The organism is Spirochaetota bacterium, from assembly GCA_035477215.1.
In the GTDB taxonomy this organism is placed as follows: domain Bacteria; phylum Spirochaetota; class UBA4802; order UBA4802; family UBA5368; genus MVZN01.
On the sequence record DATIKU010000008.1, the window covers coordinates 47,663 to 67,336 of the forward strand.

18 protein-coding genes are annotated in these 19,674 nt (G+C 55.4%); 1 reads left to right on the top strand and 17 read right to left on the bottom strand.

The window, feature by feature from the left end; all coding sequences use genetic code 11:
• Nucleotides 1–305: 305 nt before the first annotated feature.
• The 10 genes from rodA to VLM75_01225 form a co-directional block, all read right to left on the bottom strand.
• Complete coding sequence (rodA, locus tag VLM75_01180; protein HSV95525.1) at nucleotides 306–1,622, bottom strand: rod shape-determining protein RodA; 1,317 nt, start codon at nucleotides 1,620–1,622, stop codon at nucleotides 306–308.
• On the bottom strand, nucleotides 1,622–3,448 hold the full coding sequence (mrdA, locus tag VLM75_01185) for a penicillin-binding protein 2 (protein ID HSV95526.1): 1,827 nt from the start codon (nucleotides 3,446–3,448) through the stop codon (nucleotides 1,622–1,624). Before mrdA ends, rodA begins: the two co-directional genes overlap by 1 nt.
• A 3-nt stretch (nucleotides 3,449–3,451) precedes the next feature.
• Complete coding sequence (mreD, locus tag VLM75_01190; protein ID HSV95527.1) at nucleotides 3,452–3,952, bottom strand: rod shape-determining protein MreD; 501 nt, start codon at nucleotides 3,950–3,952, stop codon at nucleotides 3,452–3,454.
• Nucleotides 3,949–4,815, bottom strand: coding sequence for a rod shape-determining protein MreC (gene mreC, locus VLM75_01195; GenBank protein ID HSV95528.1), 867 nt, complete (start codon nucleotides 4,813–4,815; stop codon nucleotides 3,949–3,951). The genes mreD and mreC overlap by 4 nt, the downstream gene beginning before the upstream one ends.
• A gap of 66 nt (nucleotides 4,816–4,881) precedes the next feature.
• A complete protein-coding gene (locus VLM75_01200) occupies nucleotides 4,882–5,904 on the bottom strand; it encodes a rod shape-determining protein (GenBank protein HSV95529.1) in 1,023 nt (340 codons plus the stop codon).
• A gap of 415 nt (nucleotides 5,905–6,319) precedes the next feature.
• Complete coding sequence (locus VLM75_01205; protein ID HSV95530.1) at nucleotides 6,320–7,318, bottom strand: hypothetical protein; 999 nt, start codon at nucleotides 7,316–7,318, stop codon at nucleotides 6,320–6,322.
• A gap of 2 nt (nucleotides 7,319–7,320) precedes the next feature.
• Nucleotides 7,321–8,055: a hypothetical protein gene (locus VLM75_01210; protein HSV95531.1), complete on the bottom strand. Its 735-nt coding sequence runs from the start codon at nucleotides 8,053–8,055 to the stop codon at nucleotides 7,321–7,323.
• 143 nt (nucleotides 8,056–8,198) lie between these two features.
• Entirely contained in the window at nucleotides 8,199–9,152 is a 954-nt protein-coding gene (locus tag VLM75_01215) for a class I SAM-dependent methyltransferase (protein ID HSV95532.1), read from the bottom strand.
• A gap of 27 nt (nucleotides 9,153–9,179) precedes the next feature.
• Entirely contained in the window at nucleotides 9,180–9,818 is a 639-nt protein-coding gene (locus tag VLM75_01220) for a bifunctional 4-hydroxy-2-oxoglutarate aldolase/2-dehydro-3-deoxy-phosphogluconate aldolase (GenBank protein HSV95533.1), read from the bottom strand.
• 10 nt (nucleotides 9,819–9,828) lie between these two features.
• Nucleotides 9,829–10,203 carry a VOC family protein gene (locus VLM75_01225; protein HSV95534.1) on the bottom strand — a complete coding sequence of 125 codons (375 nt, stop codon included), beginning with the start codon at nucleotides 10,201–10,203 and terminating at the stop codon, nucleotides 9,829–9,831.
• Nucleotides 10,204–10,541: 338 nt separating this feature from the next.
• Here VLM75_01225 and VLM75_01230 point away from each other — a divergent pair, with 338 nt between their 5' ends.
• Complete coding sequence (locus VLM75_01230) at nucleotides 10,542–11,834, top strand: HD domain-containing phosphohydrolase (protein HSV95535.1); 1,293 nt, start codon at nucleotides 10,542–10,544, stop codon at nucleotides 11,832–11,834.
• A gap of 6 nt (nucleotides 11,835–11,840) precedes the next feature.
• Here VLM75_01230 and glmS read toward each other — a convergent pair whose 3' ends face one another.
• The 7 genes from glmS to epsC form a co-directional block, all read right to left on the bottom strand.
• Nucleotides 11,841–13,670, bottom strand: coding sequence for a glutamine--fructose-6-phosphate transaminase (isomerizing) (glmS, locus tag VLM75_01235; protein HSV95536.1), 1,830 nt, complete (start codon nucleotides 13,668–13,670; stop codon nucleotides 11,841–11,843).
• A 22-nt stretch (nucleotides 13,671–13,692) separates the two neighbouring features.
• Nucleotides 13,693–14,253 carry a hypothetical protein gene (locus tag VLM75_01240; protein HSV95537.1) on the bottom strand — a complete coding sequence of 187 codons (561 nt, stop codon included), beginning with the start codon at nucleotides 14,251–14,253 and terminating at the stop codon, nucleotides 13,693–13,695.
• Nucleotides 14,254–14,388: 135 nt separating this feature from the next.
• Nucleotides 14,389–14,559 carry a 4Fe-4S binding protein gene (locus tag VLM75_01245; protein HSV95538.1) on the bottom strand — a complete coding sequence of 57 codons (171 nt, stop codon included), beginning with the start codon at nucleotides 14,557–14,559 and terminating at the stop codon, nucleotides 14,389–14,391.
• Between the two features lie 97 nt (nucleotides 14,560–14,656).
• Nucleotides 14,657–16,090 (bottom strand): hypothetical protein, encoded by a 1,434-nt coding sequence (locus VLM75_01250; GenBank protein HSV95539.1) that lies wholly within the window; start codon nucleotides 16,088–16,090, stop codon nucleotides 14,657–14,659.
• Nucleotides 16,091–16,395: 305 nt separating this feature from the next.
• Nucleotides 16,396–17,640, bottom strand: a complete 1,245-nt coding sequence (locus tag VLM75_01255; protein HSV95540.1) for an aminotransferase class III-fold pyridoxal phosphate-dependent enzyme — start codon at nucleotides 17,638–17,640, stop codon at nucleotides 16,396–16,398.
• Between the two features lie 13 nt (nucleotides 17,641–17,653).
• Entirely contained in the window at nucleotides 17,654–18,415 is a 762-nt protein-coding gene (locus VLM75_01260) for a hypothetical protein (protein HSV95541.1), read from the bottom strand.
• A 274-nt stretch (nucleotides 18,416–18,689) separates the two neighbouring features.
• Nucleotides 18,690–19,643, bottom strand: a complete 954-nt coding sequence (gene epsC / locus VLM75_01265) for a serine O-acetyltransferase EpsC (GenBank protein HSV95542.1) — start codon at nucleotides 19,641–19,643, stop codon at nucleotides 18,690–18,692.
• Nucleotides 19,644–19,674 lie beyond the last annotated feature (31 nt).

Here is a 19,674-nt window from a genome sequence, read left to right on the forward strand (position 1 = left end):
TTTGCTGGCCGGCTCAATACGGCCTAAGACCCTTTTCTCCGATCCCTGTCGAAATTTTTTTAATAATGACGTTAATTCGAGAAGTTTCAATCCTTTTTTACATTAAATCATGCGGCATGTACGATGTTAAAGTATCACACCGGTGCCGCCCGGCAGTCCGGGGTCTCTATGATTTCACCCGCGCGCGGAGTAAAGGAACCTCGGGGTTTTCCATCCTGGCGACATGTCAATTACAGTGCACCGGAACAGTGACAGGCTTCAGGCGCACAGGAGCAGCCTGACCAGATGCGAGGTGTTGACGCTTCTCAGTAGACGAACTTGTTCATGCGAATATTGATGAGTATGCCGACGGAAACCATCCCCATGAGAAGGTTCGATCCGCCATAGGATACGAAGGTGAGCGGGATACCGGTAACCGGCATGATTCCCAGCACCATCCCCACGTTGATGAGTATGTGGAACAAGAATATCGATGATATGCCTGCGGCGAGGAGCGCGCCGAATTTATCTTTCGCTTCGAGGGCGATCTGCGCACCGCGCAAAACGATGAGGCACAGGAGGCCAAGCAGTATGACAGCCCCGGCGAAGCCCCATTCCTCCGCGATAACGGGAAAGATAAAATCGGAGGATTTTTCCGGCAAAAATCCGAGCTGGGCCTGAGAGCCGTTGAGAAACCCCTTCCCGAAAAATCCCCCCGATCCTATCGCGATCTTGGACTGGATAACGTTATATCCCGATCCGTGCGGATCGAGGTCCGGATTCAGAAATACGAGTATCCTCTTCTTCTGGTAATCTTTGATGAAACGCATGATCACCACTGAGAAGAAAAGCCCGAGCGACATGACGATTGATGGAATGTATATCTTCCGGAATATCTTTTTTATCAGGAAGAAGTGGAGCACATATGTGATGATCGCCACCAGCAACAGGAAACCGGCGACTGAAAACAGCAGACTGTAATCCTTGAAGAAGCTTGCGATGATGCTTTCGTCCTGCGCGGCCACCCATTCCCTGTAGGTGAGCGCCATCGGGAAGATCAGCGCGATGGCGGCGATGCTTATTACCGCAACGAGGTGCGAGACATCGGCGCCGCCGACAAAGAGCATGGCGAACAGTACCGGTATAAAGACCATCGCCGTGCCGAAATCAGGCTGCAAGAGTATGAACAGAACGGGAACGGCCACGGCCGCGGTCGGCACGAGAAGTTCCCGGAGGTGCCGGATGTCGCGCTCCCGGAGCTCGAGGTACTTGGCGAGTACAATGACCACCGCAAGTTTCATAAACTCGGACGGTTGAATCGAGAAATAGCCGAAATTAAGCCAGGCTCGGGTATTGCGGATCGGCGTACCGAAAAACGTTGCGAATATGAGAAACAGCAGTATAAAAAAATAGATGTACAGGCAATAGTCGCCGAGCGATTTATAACGTACGAACGTCATTATAAGCATGAGAATAAAGCCAACTAAAAACCAGACGATCTGACGCTTGTAAAGCCCGCTATTCGTGCGGTCGATCGGGTCAAAGCCGGCGGAGTATATCATGAGGATGCCGATTATGATCACCGCCATTACCGCCGACACCAGCACGTAGTCTATTCTATAAATCTCATTTTTTCTCAGCATCAGAAATACCCCAGGGAGATCATCTTCGAAAAAACCTTTTCGGCGATCGGCACGGCGCCGACCGCTCCGGCGACTCCGTACTCTGTCATAACGACGACCGCAACGGCATTTTCGACCGGACCGTCGAAGGGGGCGTAGCCGACGAACCACGCATGCTGGGAATGGTCCTCCTTTCTCCTGGAACGCGTCTGGGCGGTGCCGGTTTTACCCGCAATCGGCACCTTGAGGTAGGAAAGCCTTCGGGATGTACCACTCTTGACCGCAAGCCGCATACCCTGCCGCAGCGTATCGAGCGTCATCGGCGATAGGGGAATCTCCTTGAGCTTCCGGAGCTCGGTCTTCATGAGCACCTTTTTGTTATCCGGAGAAAGGACCTTATTAACCACATGGGGCTGCATGATTATACCATTGTTAACTATACCTGCGACCAGGTTCACCATTTCGATGGGGGTGACGCTCACGAATCCCTGCCCTATCGAAAGGTTCACCGTGTCGCCGTCGAACCATTGCTGGTCGAAGGTCTTGAGTTTCCACTTTTTCGTTGGTAGAAAGCCCTGCGTTTCTCCCGGCAGGTCGATCCCAGTTTTGTCGGAAAGCCCTAAATACTCGGCGTACTTTAAAATAATCGTCGGGCCGATCTTGTAGCCGAGCTGGTAGAAATACACACTGCACGATTTCGCAATCGCCCCGTACATGTCAAGCGTACCGTGTGTCTCATAACAGTAAAAATCCTTGTCGATGAAGCCCTTAAGCGTATATTTACCCGGACAGTGGAACGTAAAATTGGGGTTCCACTTGTCTTCCTCGAGCGCGGCAATCGATGTGACGATCTTGAATGTCGATGCCGGCGGATACTTCGACTGAATGGCCCGGTTGAGAAAAGGCTTGTTTTTGTCGGCACTGAGCTCTTCAATGATTTTGGCATTGTTCTTCGATATAACCAGGTTCGGATCGAAATCGGGCCTGCTCATCAGCGCGATAATCTCGCCGGTATGGGGCTTCACCACTACACAGCTCCCCTTTAGGTCCTGCATGGCTTCCCATGCGGCCTTTTGCACCTCGAAATCGATTGAAAGAACAACATTGTTACCGGCGACCGCCTGAAGACCCACTTCCTCGCCCTCGATGCGGTTGCGCACGTCGACAACGCGCCGGTAATGACCGTCCACTCCGCGCAGGAGGCTGTCGTACTCACCCTCCAGCCCCGACTTGCCGATCTTCTGGTAATGGCGGTAACCCGAGTCGCGCAGTCTTTTGTACTCGGCAGGGCTGATCGTCCCGATATACCCCACCGCGTGCGAGAACATATTCCCGTAGTTATAGACCCGTACCGGCGCATCTTCCCAGTCTATATTGGGAAAAAGATGCTGATTTGACGCAATAACGACGATGGTATCGAATCCGATGTCCTCGCGAATCACAATCCGTTCCCATGGGTTCCTGGAACGTATATCGCTCATTACATCGTCGTAGGAAATCTTTAGCAGCCGGCACAGCGGCCTGATCACCGCCGCCATCTCCTCTTTGCTCTTGAAGCCGGCGGGGATTGTGGTGATATTAAACGACGGCCTGTTTGAAACGATAACGATGTTTCGCCCGCCTATCTTGAAATTGCGGTCGTACATTTCCCCCCTCGACGCTGGTATGGGAATGTAGTTCTCCATGTTCATCCGGGCCCTTTGCTTATAGGTCTCCCCCTGGATCAACTGCAGGTTGATGGTCTGTAAGAGCAGGATTACGAATACCGATAAAATAAGACCTATGAAGAAAACCATCCGGCGCCTGAACGCCTCCAGCATTCTGGTTCGAAGAGACGTCTGGGACATGGGTCAGTACCCCTCCCCTGCCAGTTCCTTTTCAAAAAGCTTGTCAAACAGAAAGAAGAGGGGCGGCGCCAGCAGCGCATTGTAAAATGATTCGGGGAAAATTACATTTATCACCGAGGAGACGGAAGCCGTATGAAAGAGATAGCTGAGAAAGAGGGTCACTATTCCTTTCAGCAATGACGAAAGGAAGATAAGCAGGGTGATCGTAAAAATATTCTGCCTGAATACCGACCTGCCGAAAAACCCGACCACATAACCGAGCATCATTTTGGGAAAGGCGAGCAGGCCCAGGGGTGAGTTGGAAATGGCGTCATGAAAAAGACCGGCGATAAAGCCTGTTGTCTCTCCATAAAACGATCCGAAATTATAGGCCATATATACTACGACGATGAATACAATGTCCGGTTTGCAGCCCGCTATGCGCAGAATCTCAAAAGAGGAATGACCCTGCACAATAAGCGAAGCGAGCACAAGCGCCGCGGTCAGAATATAGGTGACGATCATGGTTCCTCTGATTCGAGCATTTTGGAGAGCTCGGGATCCAGTTCTTTCTTGATGACGTAGACCATTTCGACCTGGTTGAAATCGATGATCGGTCGCACCAGAGCCTTCTGGTACGCGCTCGTATCGGTAACCAGTGTCTTGATAACCTTACCGACCAGGAGCCCCTGCGGAAACACGCCCCCCTGTCCCGATGTTATAATGACATCGCCGAACTTGATCGTCGCGGACTTGCTGATATAATCCATGAGCACGAGGGTCGAACTGGGAGCGTACCCAAAGCAAAGCCCCGGGAACCTGTTCTCCTGGAACAATGCGCCAAGTTTCATATCGGTTGAGATGATGGGAAGAATGCGCGATATCCTGCCCCTTACCTCAATAACCTTGCCCACCACCGCCTTCTCATCCCCCCTGAACGCGATCACCGGCATGTTAACTTTAATGCCGTCGATCGAACCGCGATTAATGACTATTGTCCTGAACCAGTTATCGGGGTCCTTGGAGATGATGGTTGCTGGTATCGACTGGTATTCGACACGCTGCTGCATGTCCAGAAGCTGACGCAGCCTGTCGTTTTCCCTTTTTATCTCGCCCAGCTCTTCCGCCATGGCTTCGTAATGCTGCAGCTTATCCCTTGTCCGAACAAGCTCCTCCCTCACATCGCCGAGCTCCGTGAAGCCGGCCCAGAGCATGTGGACCCCCCGCTGTACGCTGTAATAACCTTTCTGGAAGGGCGTGAGCGCGAGACTTCCAATCCCCTCAAAACTGAACGTCAGCGCGGAAGACCTGATCGATAACGAAACGAAACAGAAGAGCGAAAACGCTAAAAACGCGATAATCGATTTATGTCTGACCAGAAATTCCAATGGGATCGTTCACCTGTCCCCATAATTAACGAGCGGCCCCTTCGGGCCGCCGGTTGCTGTTCGATGTTATTTAAGGTTTGATCGGTACAGGTTCTTCAATTCTTCGAGAAACTTTCCCGCCCCCAGCACGACGCATGTCAGCGGATTCTCGGCCCGAATGACCGGCACCCCCGTCTCCTTGCTTATAAACTTGTCGAGCCCCTTTAGAAGGGAGCCTCCTCCCGTCATGACGATACCCCTCTCGATTATGTCCGCCGCGAGCTCCGGCGGGGTTTTTTCGAGGATACGCTTGATTGCGTCCAGAATCTGATCCACCGGCTCTTTGAGCGCCTTGCGTATCTCAGAGTTGTCTATTTCGAGGTTACGAGGCAGACCCGAAATCGCGTCGCGGCCTTTCAGCTCCATGGACTCCGCCTTCTTTTCCGGGAAGGCGTTGCCCAGCCTGAATTTAACCTCTTCGGCCATGCGTTCACCTATCACGAGGTTGTACTGGGTACGCATGTATTTGATGATCGCCTCGTCGAATTCATCTCCGGCTACGCGCACGGAGTCCGCGGTGACCAGTCCGCCGAGAGAGATAACGGCGATTTCCGTCGTCCCGCCGCCGATGTCGACAATCATGTGACCCGCCGGCTCATGAATGGGTATATTGGCGCCTATCGCCGCAGCGAGGGCCTCCTCAATCAGAAAAATCTCGCGGGCCCCGGCCTGCTCGGCCGACTCACGCACTGCACGCTTCTCGACCTCTGTGATCCCGGAGGGGACGCCTATGACCACCCGCGGCCTCACCAGCGTCCTGCGCTTGTGGACCCTGGTGATGAAATAACGGATCATCTTTTCAACCGTTTCGAAGTCGGCAATAACGCCGTCCTTCATGGGCCTGATCGCCACGATATCCCCCGGGGTCCTTCCAAGCATACGCTTGGCCTCGTGCCCCACGGCGAGCACCTTGCCCGTGCCGCTCTGGACCGCCACTACCGAGGGCTCGCTCAGGACGATTCCCTGACCTTTTACATGAACGAGCGTGTTTGACGTCCCCAGGTCGATCCCCATGTCATTTGAAAACAATCCATATATAGAACTGAACATAGCGCCGATCTCCTCTTCCCTGTCACCCCGAATAAATTATGGCGTCACGCATGCCGGCGTTACCGCGGGCCCCCTGCATGGATGCGGAGGGCAAAATCATCGTTATTCCGGTTTGCGGCAAGCCCCCTCGAAACAGCCCGTCGCGTTCAACCATGAATAATTCGGCAATGCACAGTTCGATCATTTTTGTCTCCGCCGAAAGCGGGCCAATGCCGCTGATCATCTGTGAAAAATCGCATTATTCACGGCCATAACTCCCGTAAAGACTCCCGAGGGATTGATTATTTTACGGTATTACAGGATCCAACATCCGCGAACGCGACACCTGCAGGTCCGTCTCTTTTGACTTATTACAATGGAATTATTTGTCAAGCGATAATATCTTAAAATAAAATTTACCCGCCCTAAAACGCCCCTACATCGGATTTAACAGCTTTTTCACCTCTTCGTTCCCTGCGTCGATGACCAGAACCTCGCTCCAAACGGCCCGGGCCTTCGCCTTGTTCCCGAGTGCCGAATAATTTTTCCCGATCCATATCTTGAGCTGGTTGTCGCGCTCATCGATTGCGAGGGCGCGCGTGAAATGTCCGAGAGATTCGTTGAACAGTGACCGGTTGTAGTAGAGCTTGCCCAGGTTAATATGCGTCAGCTTGAGAACGGCGCTGTCTGAAGTTTTTCGCAGAACTTCCTGGTAATTGAGGATGGCGCTGGTATACTGTTTTGAAATGGCGTGGAGCGTCGCCTGAAAAAGCCTCCCCTCAAGCGTATCGGAGGTCTTGCCGTGTTCGGCAAGAATTTCGAAACCCTCTTCGCTTTTCCCCGCCAGAACATGCATGAGAGCGCAGAAACGAACGTCGTCGACCGTGCGCAGCGCGGATACCGGGCCGATATCCCGGGCGAAGGAGAAAAGCTGTTGCCCGCTGTAATAGCCGGCGTAAAAAGCGGCCTTCGCCAGGATGAGGGTATGCCGGGGCTCCATGGCGCCGGAGAGCGCACGACCCTTGTTTATGCAGCGTATAGCCGAGAGGAAATGCGGCCGTGCCGGCTCGCACGTCGCCGTGGATACACCGTTGTAGATAACCGCTTCGGAAAACGACCTGCCCATTACCGCTTCGCCAAGCAGGTAGTGGGCCTCCCCCGCCAGGAAAAACGCCTCCGCCGAAAGCTGATTGTCCCCGTCGAGGTCCTCGCAATTGGACGCGATGTTTTTAAGAAGTTTTTCGCGTTCTTCCGGGGAGCGTGTATTCACCGCAATGGAGATTTCGCGGGCAATCCGGTGCTGGGTGTATTTCCAGAAGAATATATACTGCTTTAAATTTACAAACAGAAAAACGACCGCGGCGGCCGCGACCGCGACACCGATAATCCTGAAAAGACCGCTGTTTCTTTTTCTGGTTTTATAATGGGAGTACATTATCAACTCGCACCGCGGAAATAATCCTCTACGGCCGCCTGTATTTTGAATCTGAGATCCGGGTTGCCGTCCACGAGAAAGAGCCTCACCGCGCGGCTGCCCTTGAGGTAGAGTGCGATATAATTATCGCCGACCCGGTAATCTTGCACCTTGTAGAAGTCGAACCGGTGAGTCGCTCTGCCCATCCTGATAATCAGGCCTTCACTCGCTATTTCAACATCACCGCTTCCGACTCTTTTCAGATTATTGTACGCCTGCAGCGAAGGGTCTATGCTGCTTTCGCCGCCTTCATAATCCACCAGGCCCGACGCGTCCTCAAAGAGCACCGCATCGCCCGATGAGCGTCCTTCCCGGGGAACACCCGCAACCTCCCGGACCCCATCACTATTATTATCGTTAAAACTGGCGTCAAGTTCGTCTAAAATTCCCGCCTGTCCGGTTGAAATAACTTCCGCCGGCTCCTCATCCTCGCCGCGAAAGTCCCCAAGCGGGCCGGTTGCGGTGGATTCAACAAAACCCTTGTCGGCGTCACTCCGCGCGGTCCGGGGACTTTTGCCGCCGCTTGACCGTCCGCGCCGGCCGGTCATGGGGCGCTGATTCGGGCCGGATTGGAAATCTTCGTTGGGAATGTAACGGTCGCTGACATGAATGCCGCGTTGCACGTCCTGCGTAAAGAATATGGAGGACACGACCAGGAAAATTCCGGTAGCGATGAGTATCAGCGAAAGATAGAACATGGATTAAATCTTACCCCACTTTAATCGCTGTATCCTATGGTGATTAACATCGATGTCAAGAATTTTATTTCCTCGCCCCGGATCGCGCCTTGTTTGTGCTCGGGTTTAACGCTCCCCCGGCCTTGGCGGAGAAACAGTCGCATTCAGGATGGAATTCTCCACAGCCCTGCTTTTAAATATGGCTTTGTTTTATAAACATAATCGGCAGATTCGTTTGCATAATAAACGAGCTTCCAGCCAGGGGGATGAAAGGACCGGTATTTCTCCTCGGAGACCGAGTACGCGTTGACGGTCGAGAGTGCAAGTCCTCCCGGCGCGCACGAACCTATGGCTTCGAGAGCGGCGCGATAATCCGTTTTAACCGAGAAGCTCCGCTGTTTTTTTCGCGAGAAGGTTGGTGGATCGAGGATGACGAGGTCAAAACGTCTGTTTTTCCTGTTAAATCGCCTCAGCCAGTCGAACGAATCGCCGCGTACGAAGTCCCTGTCGTCACAGTCAAGGCCGTTGGCACGGTAGTTTTCCCGCGCCCGCTCGAGCGCCGGCGCCGAAAGGTCTACGTTCACCGCCGAGCGGACCCCCCGGGCCAGCGCGTGTACGGAAAAAACGGCCGTATACGAGAAGAGGTTGAGCAGACGCTCCACCGCCGGATAATACTGTTCGAGTGCCCGCCGTATTTCGCGCATATCGAGGAAAAGTCCCGTATGCTGGCCGTGCACCAGATCGACGATAACCGTAACCCCGTTATGACGCACACCATATCCCGCGGGCGGACCGTCTCCCCAGGCGATTTCGCTCGACCGCCGGGCGGTATAACCGTCGCCGTCATTGATTTTTCGCCTGTCTTTGACAAGGAGCCCCAGCGGACGCCGCGGAAGCCGGGCAATCGCGGTCTCCATGGCGGACAGCAACTCGGCCTCGCGGTTGAATATATGATCGAAATAGAACTGAACCAGCAGATAATCGCCGTAACGGTCGACGGTGAGCCCGTCGATGCCGTCGCCGGCGGCGTTGAAAAGCCTGAAGCTGTCGTCGCCCTTGCTTCCGTACAACCCGTCCCTTCGCTCGAAAGCGCGACTAAATGTTTCGGGCAGGGTCATTTTAATTTCGGTGGAAACGTCAGCGGCTCAGGCGCCCACGGCTATTTTCATGCTCCTGATCTTCCGTGCAAGCGCCTCGTAATCCCCGCTACCGATCAGGGACTGGTCGACTATCGACGAGGCGCCGCAGGCGATAACGAAGGGATTGTTGAGGTATTCCGCTACATTCGTATCGTCGATGCCGCCGGTGGGTATGAGCCCGAAGCGCCGGGTTTTAAAAGGCGCCGTGACCGCATCGATGTATTTAACACCGCCGAGAACCCCGGCTGGAAATATCTTGACGACATCGCATCCGGCCCTGAGTGCCTGGTTGAGTTCCGACGGGGTGGCGACTCCCGGAATAAAGCTGAGGGCGAGGGCCGAGGCGTATTCGATCACTTCGGAATCGAGACAGGGCGCGACAAAAAAGACCGCTCCGACATCCGCGGCCTTTTTTAAAGATTCCACCGACAGTACGCTTCCCGCCCCGACCATTACCCCAGGGTGGCGCTTAACGATCTCTTTGATACAGCTGAAGGCGGCCTCGGTGCGAAGCGTCACCTCCACCAGGGGAATGTCGGCCTCCTCGAGGAGCCCGACCGCCCGCAGGGCGCCGTCCGTGTCCCCGAAAACGGCGACCGGAATAATTTTCGTCTTTTGGAATAAATCTCTTATCCGGGCTTCCATGTTATCGCGCCTATACGTTCATCCGCGGGTAACAGAGTTCGACCTGATTGCCGTCGGGATCCAGGAATACCACCGACTTGCCCCCGCGAAGATTATCCGGGCCGAATACGATGGTTATATCGTTTTCTCTCAGTTCGTCTACCGCGTCATCGAAATCCTCCTCGTCGAGAAAGAGGCTGATATGATTCTTGGTTCCCTGCTGGTTCTCGTATCCCTCTATCTCGAAAAGACCGATCATGATCTCTCCCACCTTGATAAAGGCCTCGCGCGAGTTACTCATTTTTTCGACGACCTCGAAATCGAACAGTTCGCGATAGAATTCTATCGAGCGATCGAGATTCGAGACCGTAATCCCGATATGGTCTATACTTTCAATTACTATCATCGTTCCCTCTCAGTTCGGTGAATATGCGCCCCGCTCCGGGCCTCGAAGGACGCCGCGCGTGCACACGGACAGACAACCGGCGGTGCCGGATATCCGATCGTATCCGCTTTTCAGATACACTCCGTAATTTTTTATGTCAATCATTATCTAGTGCCCGCCCTCAAAAAGTTTCATCATATCACGCCGTGGCAATATGACGACATGGGCGGCATCAATGCATTGGATATGGAGCATGAATATTTTAATTGAAAAATAAAGGCTGTCCATTTACCTTCTACCATTGTCTCCCGGATATGTCTATTTAAAGCCAATCCGTGGACAAGGCCTTCGCGGCGAAAATGAAGGCATCGGGATCCTGTTTCTCTGATAAAACGATAAAGGCGTCAATGGAAAAGAACCTCATACCCGAAAATATCCACGTTGAAGGCATCAAAGTCGACCTAAAAAGCGTCAGGCCGGGGGCGGTTTACAGCCATAATGTATACGATGAATACGGCGTCCAGATCGTCGCCGCCAACTCCCCGCTCACCGACGAGATGATACGGTCCCGCCTCGAGCGCGGGCTTCGCTACCTCTACTACAGCAAATCCTTCGACGCGGGATCGAATCCTGCCGGTCTCGACCTGACCAAAAACGCCGTCTCCTCCGCGACCCAGGCCCGTGCCCGGGAAACGTCAAAGGCCATACTCGAGGAAATCGCCGAGCGCCTTCACATGGGCCAGGAGATCGACATCTCGCGCGTGAAGATCAGCAAGTCCAAAGAGCTCATCGAGGGAATCATCGACGAGGTCGCCCAGAACGACGACGCGGTGCTCGTTACGCTCAAGGAGCTCAAGAACTACGACGAGTACACGTTCGTACATTCGGCGAACGTCGCGGTGATCGCTTCGACTCTCGCGGTGCGTCTGGGCTACAGCCGCGACCGGACCATAGAGATCGGGGTCGGCGGGCTGCTCCATGATATCGGCAAGGCGATCGTCGGCTTCCGAATCGTCAACAAGCCGACCGAGCTGACCGTTGAAGAGATAAAAAACCTCATGGAGCACCCCCATTACGGCTACAAGATTTCGGAGAACAACCGTAACATCACAAGGTTCCAGAAACAGGCCATTCTCCTCCATCACGAACGCCCCGACGGAATGGGATATCCCTTCGGATTTGATTTTCACAGTTTCATCGCCAGGGTGCCGAGAGACGTGCGCTTGATCAGCATATGCGACGCGTTCAGCGCCCTCACCACCGAGCGCGCCTACAAACCCGCCTACACGCACAAGCGTGCCCTCCGCATCATGCAGAACGGAGTGCACGCCTCTTTCAAGAGACACTCCCAGTTCATTTACGATGATTTTCGCGATTTCATCAAGGGGATCGGCTTCATGATCAACATGGGCGACTACATATTCGACGCCGAGGAAATGATTCGCCTCAACACGGGCGAGATCGCAAGGATACTTGAACTAAGAAGAAACAATTCCCTCAATCCGGTCGTGAGGCTGCTCACGGACAAAAAGCTCCAGCCCCATAAACGGGAGATTGTCTTAGACCTCGAAAACGATTTCTCGGTCTACATTGCCAATATCCTCGACAAAACCTCGGTCGACACGCACATGCTCTCGCTGCGCACGGTGTAGGCGACCCTACTCCACCGTCACGCTTTTGGCGAGGTTGCGCGGCTGGTCCACATCGCAGCCGCGCATGACGGCGATGTGATACGCCAGGAGCTGCAGCGGCACGACCGTCAGGAGCGGTGAAACGATCTTCTTGGTCGCCGGCACATAAATGACGTGCTGTGCGAGGGACCGTATCTCCTCATCGCCCTCGTTCGCTATCGCTATGATCCGGCCGTTTCGCGCGCGCACCTCCTGCATATTGCTCACGATCTTGTCGTACACCTCGTCACGCGGCGCGATAAAGACCACCGGCATGTTCTCGTCGATGAGGGCGATCGGTCCATGCTTCATCTCGGCCGCGGGGTAGCCTTCCGCGTGGACATATGATATTTCCTTCAGCTTTAGCGCCCCCTCGAGCGCCACGGGGAAATGTATGCCCCGGCCAAGGTAAAGAAAATTCCTGCTCTCGCTGTAGATGCGCGCTATCTCCCGGATCGCGTCGCTATCGTCGAGGATTCTCTGAACGTACTCGGGGATTTTTATCAAATCCTCGATAATCGCCCTTCCCTTTTCGGCGGTCATGTCCCTGCGGCGCGAGAGAAGGATCGTTATGAGGATGAGCACCGTGATCTGCGAAGTGAAGGCCTTGGTGGATGCGACGCCGATCTCGGGACCGGCATGGATGTACACTCCGCCGTCGCTCTCGCGCGCGATGGTGCTGCCCACCACGTTGGTAAGCCCCAGGACCCTTACCCCCCGCGCCTTCGCCTCGCGCAGCGCCGCGAGCGTGTCCGCTGTCTCGCCCGACTGGCTGATCACTATTACCAGGTCTCCCTTTCGGAGAATGGGACGCCGGTAGCGAAACTCGGACGCGTACTCGACCTCCACGGGTATGCGCGCGTACTGTTCGATGAGATACTCGCCGACCAGCCCCGCGTGCCAGGAGGTCCCGCAGGCGATAAAGATGATCCGCTCGATGCCGTTGAGGTCTTCCTCCGAAAGACGGAGGCCGTCGAGACGCGAGGTGCCCATGTTCTGAAGAATCCTGCCCCGAAAGGCGTTCTGTATTGTATCCGGCTGCTCGAAAATCTCCTTGAGCATGAAATGGTCGTATCCCTGCTTTTCGATCAGGGCGATGTCCCAGTCTATGTCCTCGACGGTTTTATTTTTCCTGTTCTTGTTTAGGTCATAGGTACGATACTCGCCGCCGGTGATCTCGACCATCTCGTTGTCTTCGAGATAGAGCACCCTGCGCGTGTGCTCCACGATGGCGCTTGCGTCGGAGGCCAGGATCATCTCGTTCTCGCCCACGCCGAGTATGAGCGGGCTTCCCCGCCGCGCGGCGATTATTTTTTCCGGCTCGTCGTTCGAGACCACGGCGATTCCGAAAGTCCCCTCGACCTTGGAGAGCGCCTTCATCACCGAATCGATGAGCGTGTTGTCAGAGTAATAATACTCGATAAGATGGACGATCACCTCGGTGTCGGTCTCGCTTAAAATGGTGTGGCCCTTATCAATGAGTGTTTTTTTAATCGTCGCGAAGTTTTCGATTATTCCGTTATGCACAAGCGCGATCTTTCCGGCGCAGCACAGGTGCGGGTGCGCGTTACGGTCCGAGGGGGCGCCGTGCGTCGCCCACCGGGTATGCCCTATTCCGGTCCGATATGCCTCGAGCGATGGGTAATCGAGGATCCCCTCGAGTTCCGCTATCTTCCCCTTTTTCTTCCGGTAATACATCCCGCCGTTAACAAGCGCGATTCCCGCGGAATCATAACCGCGGTACTCGAGCCGCTTCAGGCCGCGCACGATGATTTCAGCGGCGCTTCGTTTACCTACATACCCTATTATTCCACACATTGCATGTGCTCCTTTTCATCCGTCATCGGTCCCGCATCTCCCCCGTGGTCGGCGCGGGCCCTTTCGATAATACCGGACGCATATCTTCCAGCACGACGACCACCGCCCTGGGCGGTCCGTCATCGAGCCTGAACCGCCTCAGCTTTCCCTCGAGCGAAACCAGCACCGGGCCGCGCCACCACTGCGAGGGCTTCGGGAGGTCGCCCCCCGACAGCGTCCCGAGATCGGCGGTGCCGATCTCTCCGCTTATCTCGAGCCAGGAACCGTATCGAAATCGACAGCGGAATCGGCGCTCGGTCAGTACCTCCGGGAAAATGAGCGGATAATCGTATCCGGTGGCGAAGCTCCGGCCGATACCGTCCGCCAGGTGGGCCTGAAGCTCCCGCCGGTAAAACCGCCTGCTTCCGAACAGGCCGTCGTCCCACCTACGGTAAAGGACCTCCGCTCGCCTGCGCACCTGGTGCGCCGCGGAATCGACGGTTGCAATCCCTTCGGCGCCCGTCACGGGGGGGCTCTCTCCGGGAAACAGGGACAACAACAGTGCGGTGGCCAGGATGAGGGAAAGATTTATACGGTTTTTCAATTACGGCCGGTATATCTCCAGGTATTTAATGCCTCGTCGCTTGTCCAATCGGTACGGCTCAGCCGCGGAGTAACGGCCGTAAATCCGTTTCCACCGCGGCCGTAACCGGCACCATCAGAATTATGCTTACCGGAATTATGCCCCGACTATCGCCTCGGCGGGACATGCATCCACGCAGGTCCCGCAATCGGTGCAGGTGTCCCCGTCGATAACATAGGTGTCCTTTCCTTCCTTGATCGCGGAGACCGGGCACTCGTCGACGCAGGCCCCGCACATGGTGCAGTCGGTGGTGATTTTAAAAGCCATGGCTTCCTCCAAAAAAGTTTCCCACACTATAACCGGCAAATTAAAAGTCAAACTAAAATTACCGCATCGCCGGTTCGCCGACGCGGCGATTTTTTCGCTACAGCAACAGAAATAAGAGTAATACGACAAGCAGCACAACGACGCCGGCTATGATGCCGATCATCATGCTGTTCGAAGCCTGTCGCATCGTCTCCTCAACGACCGGGTCGCCGGTTTTTATCCGGATGTCCTGCTCCTCGTCCGCCCTGCCAAGGATGCCTTTGGCTATCTGGACAAAAACCTTGTACCCCTCCTTGGGGTGATATTTAATCGAGTATACGGTCGCGCCCACCGGTTTGACCTTGTCGCCGGTGATCAGATTGAGCTGTTTAAGTATCTTGTACGCGACGGGGCTGGTGCTGTCGAGCATCACCTGGACGTGATCGCCCGGTCTCAGGCTTGAGATATTGCGTCCCTTCGTGGGCGACAGGATGAGGTCGACGTTCAGCATCCTAATGCCGCCGGGCGCCGCTTCCTTTTCCGGGACGCTCTGTTCCTGGCTCTCTCGTCTGCGGGCCCTGGTCCCGGGCTTCAGCAACACTTCCATCCTGAGTGAATTCATCAATATGGAATCCGCCTCGGCGGCGACACCCTCCCCTATCCCAACCGAGAGAAGCGCGGTAATGGCCCGGCCCAGAACGACCCTGTCACTTTTCGAGGCCGCCTCCGCAAGCGGCGCCGTGTTCATCCGTCGAAGCGCGCTCTCGATTTTCATTGCCGCGGCGTCGTCGAAGTCGCCGGCGTCCATCAACGACTCGAGGCCGTCGAAAAAATCGGAAATGGGCGCCTGGACATCGCCGTCTTTAAATGAGCTCTTCGAGCCCGCGGCGATGAAGACGCTATTGACCGTTTTGCCCACCATGCTGTAAATGATGAGCCCGAGGCCGAACAGCCGCTCCCCCCGTTCGAAGGCGAACTTGATGAGCGCGATATCATTGATTGCGCCCTTCACCACGCTTTCCGCGATATCGTTCCTGTGGTTTACATAGGGCATAACCAGTTTTATCTTCTGGGCGAAGGTCATCTTCTCGACCTCGTCCTCGACCATGAGCTCGGCGTACTGCCCGTAGTTCACGGGCTCGAAATCAAGCTGGGTCTCGGTTTTATCGAGCGACAGCGCTTTCTCAATGGCCTTCTTCACGTAGTTTTCGGCGGTGCCGATGTCCTGGGCCTGGATGTTCCCCACCACGGCCCGAATCATTTCCGGCGTTATGACGCCGTCGATATTTGTTTTCAGCTTACCGTGCAGATCAACATTGAGCTCGAGACGCGAAATGCCCTGCATTATCGCCTTAACAAGCTCTCCGTGGGGCCGCGCCAACTTCTCCCTCTCAAGGTCCTGACCCACGGCGATTATCGAGAAGCTGCCGAGGTAATTAATCCGTGCGGCGTCGACATACACCACCAGCAATCCCGACGAAGATTGGCGTGGCAGGTTGATTTTCACCTTGAGTGCGATAATCTCGTGCTGTACTTTCTTGTCTTCCGGCATAATTGAGCGCTGTCCGATTATATTAGAATTGTTGCATAGCCGGGAAATAAGGCGATTTTCCCTCGCCGGCAGCGGGGGGAAAATCCGGCATTTCCAAGATTCGCGTCGAGTCTGATTTTAAGATGTTCCAGAAAGCGCTTATGGTAGGTTTAGTGAGGGGGCGCGTCAACCATTTCTTCGGGACCGTCTTCGTTTATTGAAAACAGCCCCTGAACGCACAATACCACGCGGACCTCCCGGCGGGCCCGCCCATCAACAGCGAGGAGACTGGGCTGCTTCGCACCAGCGACGGTGAGCGCGTTACCTCAGGCGCCGTGCTTCTTTTTTACCACCCTGAACGCCTCGTCCACCACATTCCAAGTCTTTTTTATATCGGCGTCCGTATGGGCCGTGGATATGAACCAGTTATGGTGCGAGACGAAGAACGCGCCGCGCTTGGTGCACTCCGCGCACCAGTCCTGATGCAGCATGAGGCTTTCGTCGTCCGTGACGTAGACCGAGGGCATGGAGGGCGCTCCGGTGATGCTAAGCGTGTACCCGTACGACCGGGCGATGTCGGCCATGCCGTTCAGGAGTTTTTTCCCGCTGGCAAGCATGAGCGCCGGCCCGTTGATCCGCCGGAGTTCCTTGAGCGCGGCAAGGGCCGCCGCCATGGGAACCGCCGAGAACCAGAAACTTCCCGTATAGAAGACCCGCGCCGCCGCGGTTTTGAGGGCCTCGGTGCCCACGAGCGCCGATATCGGGTAACCGTTCGCGATCGCCTTGGAGTAGCACTCGAGGTCCGGCTTGAAACCGAAATATTCGCTCGACCCGCGCATATCGAGCCTGAAACCGCAGCGCACGTCGTCGATTATCAGGACGATGCCGTTCTTTTTACACAGGGCCTCAACCCTGCTCCAGTAACCCGGAGCGGGCATTTCGCTGTCGGCAAAGGTCGGGTGATGATAGGGCGATGCCATGAAGCCGGCTATCTGGCCGTGATGCGCGTTAACCAGCCGTTCGAGGCCCTCGTAGTCGTTCCATTCCACGCGGAGAATGTTCGACTGGTCTTCCTCCAGGATGCCCGGATGGCCGGGGGCCTGCGCCCATGCCGCTACGCCGTGGTATCCGCCACGCACGAGTATGATCTTCTTTCTTCCCGTGGCGGCGCGGGCCGTCATGATGGCGTAGGAAGTCACATCTCCGCCGTTTTTGGCGAAGAAGGCCCAATCCGCGATACTGATAAGATCGACGAGGTATTCGGCGAGCTCGACCATGATCGGGGCCGGAGAGGTGATGCAGTTCCCGCTTTTAAGTTGCTTCTGTGCCGCGGCGTCCACTTTGGGATGATTATAGCCGAGCACCATCGGGCCGTATGCGCACATGTAATCGATGAACTCATTCCCGTCCACGTCCCAGAAACGGGAGCCCTTCGCCCTTGATGCGTAAAAGGGATAATCGGTCGCCGGCACGAGCGGAGCCGGGCTCAGATGCCCGTAAATCCCGCAGGGAATCACCTTTGCCGCCCGCTTGAAAAGGGCGACGGATTTTTTATACGTGTAGGTCTTCATGGAGTCCCTCCCTTTAACCAAGGTACAGTGGAATTCTGTCGAGAAGCAGGCTTACGGAATCTACCATCCCTATCCGCCCGCGCGGCATGAGGTCGCCGGTGGCGATCGCGGTGAAGGCATCGAGTTTCTGATTGAGGATGTCGTTCGCCACCTTGAGGTTGCGGAACAGCATGGCAGACATCGGCTTTTCGAAATCGCCCTTTGCGGCCTCGATGGCGCCGTTATCAAACCTCAGCATGGCCGACGGGCCTTCCGGCATGACCTTTATGAGCGTCACCCCTTTATGGATGTGGGACGAAATCATTCGCGCGACGGGGTCGACCAGACCGAGTTCCTGTATTGCAAAGGCTGCCGTGGTGATGGTGAAGCGCGTATTGATGGCAAGGTAGTTTTTATCGGCCAGGAGCTCCGGCGTCGGCTTGAGGTAGTGCTCGAGGCGTGCGGTGAGTTTCGGGAAGTCTTTCATGAGAAAACCGAGCTTCGTAAAACCCTTGAGCAATACGGGCTGCGCCTTGCCGTCGAACATTTTAACCAGGTGCGCGGGCGAAAGGAAGTAGAGAATGATCGACGGTTTTTTCCGCCGGCCCCGCCGCACCGTACACGTGCCGTTTTCGAACAGAATGTAAGCGCTCGGCCCCTTCCGTACGATAAACTGAACCGAGAGGTTCCAGCCCTTCGACAGCGCCGCCATCTCCTTGTCGTAGATGACGAGGTCTTCGAGATTGACGAGCACCGCGTTGAGATTGAGATGCGCCTTTACCAGTTCCATATTCATAACCGGCTCCTTTTCGCGGAAAGGTATCACCCGAAGTGAGTGAGCACTTACTCAGTATAGGATGTGCCGATAATATGTCAATTAAAATATGGCCGATATATTGTAATTATTTGCACCTCTCCGGGCACACGGCAATCCCCCGTCTCCGGTGGATTGCATGGGTCGGCCGGTTGCATCCAAATAAAGCGCTTTTCCGCCGGAAACGTCCTGCGATTTCCGGGCGGCATTATCAGCGGAACAGGGCCCTGACCGTCTGACGGGGACGGTGGAATCGCTATTCCGTGTCCCTGCCCTGGTATACCCTGGTCCCGGGCTGTACGTCTCGCGTAAGCCACACGTTTCCGCCGATCTCGGCCCCTCTTCCTATGGTAATCCGCCCGAGGATGGTCGCCCCGGAATAAATGATTACATCGTCCTCGACGACAGGGTGCCGCGGTATGCCCTTTATCGGCCGCCCGGCCTCATCGAGGGGAAAGCTCTTGGCGCCGAGTGTCACTCCCTGGTACAGGCGCACGTTGTTTCCTATAATACAGGTCTCCCCGATCACTACTCCGGTGCCATGATCAATGAAAAAGTGTTCACCTATCCGCGCTCCGGGATGGATGTCTATGCCGGTGGTCGAATGCGCCATTTCGGTGATGATGCGCGGGATGAGCGGCACGTCGAGCCGGTACAGCTCGTGGGCGATGCGGTAATTGGTGAGCGCGGTGATGCTGGGATAGGAGAATATGGCCTCTCCCGGGCTCTTGGCGGCGGGATCGCCCTCGTAGGCCGCGCGGACGTCTCCGGCCAGCATTCTCCGTATCTCAGGAAGTCGCTCGATAAAGCGCAGCGTCGTTTCGCGTGCTTTCGTTTCGCAGATAACGCAGTCGAGCGCCTCCTCGTCGTCGCAGGAGAAACAGAGGCCCCTGTTTATCTGCTCGGACAGGAGGATGAATACCCTGTCGATGGCGGAGCCGAGGTAATAGCGCATGGTCCCCGGCTTGAGCTCCGAGTGGCCGTAGAAACCGGGGAAAATCACCGTTCGCAGAAGATCGACCGTTTCGGTCAACGCATCGATCGAGGGCATGGCGACCTCGTGGTGAGCGCCGTGGAAAACCGGCTCGTACGATTCCGGCCGGCAAAGCTCACCGACGACGCCGTCGAGCAGTGTATCGTAGTGGCCGTTACGCCCGTTATTCAATTCAGGCGCGCGTTTCGGTGCGTCTTTTCGACATGATTTTTCCATAAAAGCAACCGCCTCTGCTATCGCGTATACC

Bases quoted from the DNA above. Each gene is read 5' to 3' on its own strand.
- rodA (HSV95525.1), bottom strand. From the start codon at position 1,622: ATGCTGAGAAAAAATGAGATTTATAGAATAGACTACGTGCTGGTGTCG.
- mrdA (HSV95526.1), bottom strand. From the start codon at position 3,448: ATGTCCCAGACGTCTCTTCGAACCAGAATGCTGGAGGCGTTCAGGCGC.
- mreD (HSV95527.1), bottom strand. From the start codon at position 3,952: ATGATCGTCACCTATATTCTGACCGCGGCGCTTGTGCTCGCTTCGCTT.
- VLM75_01200 (HSV95529.1), bottom strand. From the start codon at position 5,904: ATGTTCAGTTCTATATATGGATTGTTTTCAAATGACATGGGGATCGAC.
- VLM75_01205 (HSV95530.1), bottom strand. From the start codon at position 7,318: ATGTACTCCCATTATAAAACCAGAAAAAGAAACAGCGGTCTTTTCAGG.
- VLM75_01210 (HSV95531.1), bottom strand. From the start codon at position 8,055: ATGTTCTATCTTTCGCTGATACTCATCGCTACCGGAATTTTCCTGGTC.
- VLM75_01215 (HSV95532.1), bottom strand. From the start codon at position 9,152: ATGACCCTGCCCGAAACATTTAGTCGCGCTTTCGAGCGAAGGGACGGG.
- VLM75_01220 (HSV95533.1), bottom strand. From the start codon at position 9,818: ATGGAAGCCCGGATAAGAGATTTATTCCAAAAGACGAAAATTATTCCG.
- VLM75_01225 (HSV95534.1), bottom strand. From the start codon at position 10,203: ATGATAGTAATTGAAAGTATAGACCATATCGGGATTACGGTCTCGAAT.
- VLM75_01230 (HSV95535.1), top strand. From the start codon at position 10,542: ATGAAGGCATCGGGATCCTGTTTCTCTGATAAAACGATAAAGGCGTCA.
- glmS (HSV95536.1), bottom strand. From the start codon at position 13,670: ATGTGTGGAATAATAGGGTATGTAGGTAAACGAAGCGCCGCTGAAATC.
- VLM75_01245 (HSV95538.1), bottom strand. From the start codon at position 14,559: ATGGCTTTTAAAATCACCACCGACTGCACCATGTGCGGGGCCTGCGTC.
- VLM75_01250 (HSV95539.1), bottom strand. From the start codon at position 16,090: ATGCCGGAAGACAAGAAAGTACAGCACGAGATTATCGCACTCAAGGTG.
- VLM75_01255 (HSV95540.1), bottom strand. From the start codon at position 17,640: ATGAAGACCTACACGTATAAAAAATCCGTCGCCCTTTTCAAGCGGGCG.
- VLM75_01260 (HSV95541.1), bottom strand. From the start codon at position 18,415: ATGAATATGGAACTGGTAAAGGCGCATCTCAATCTCAACGCGGTGCTC.
- epsC (HSV95542.1), bottom strand. From the start codon at position 19,643: ATGGAAAAATCATGTCGAAAAGACGCACCGAAACGCGCGCCTGAATTG.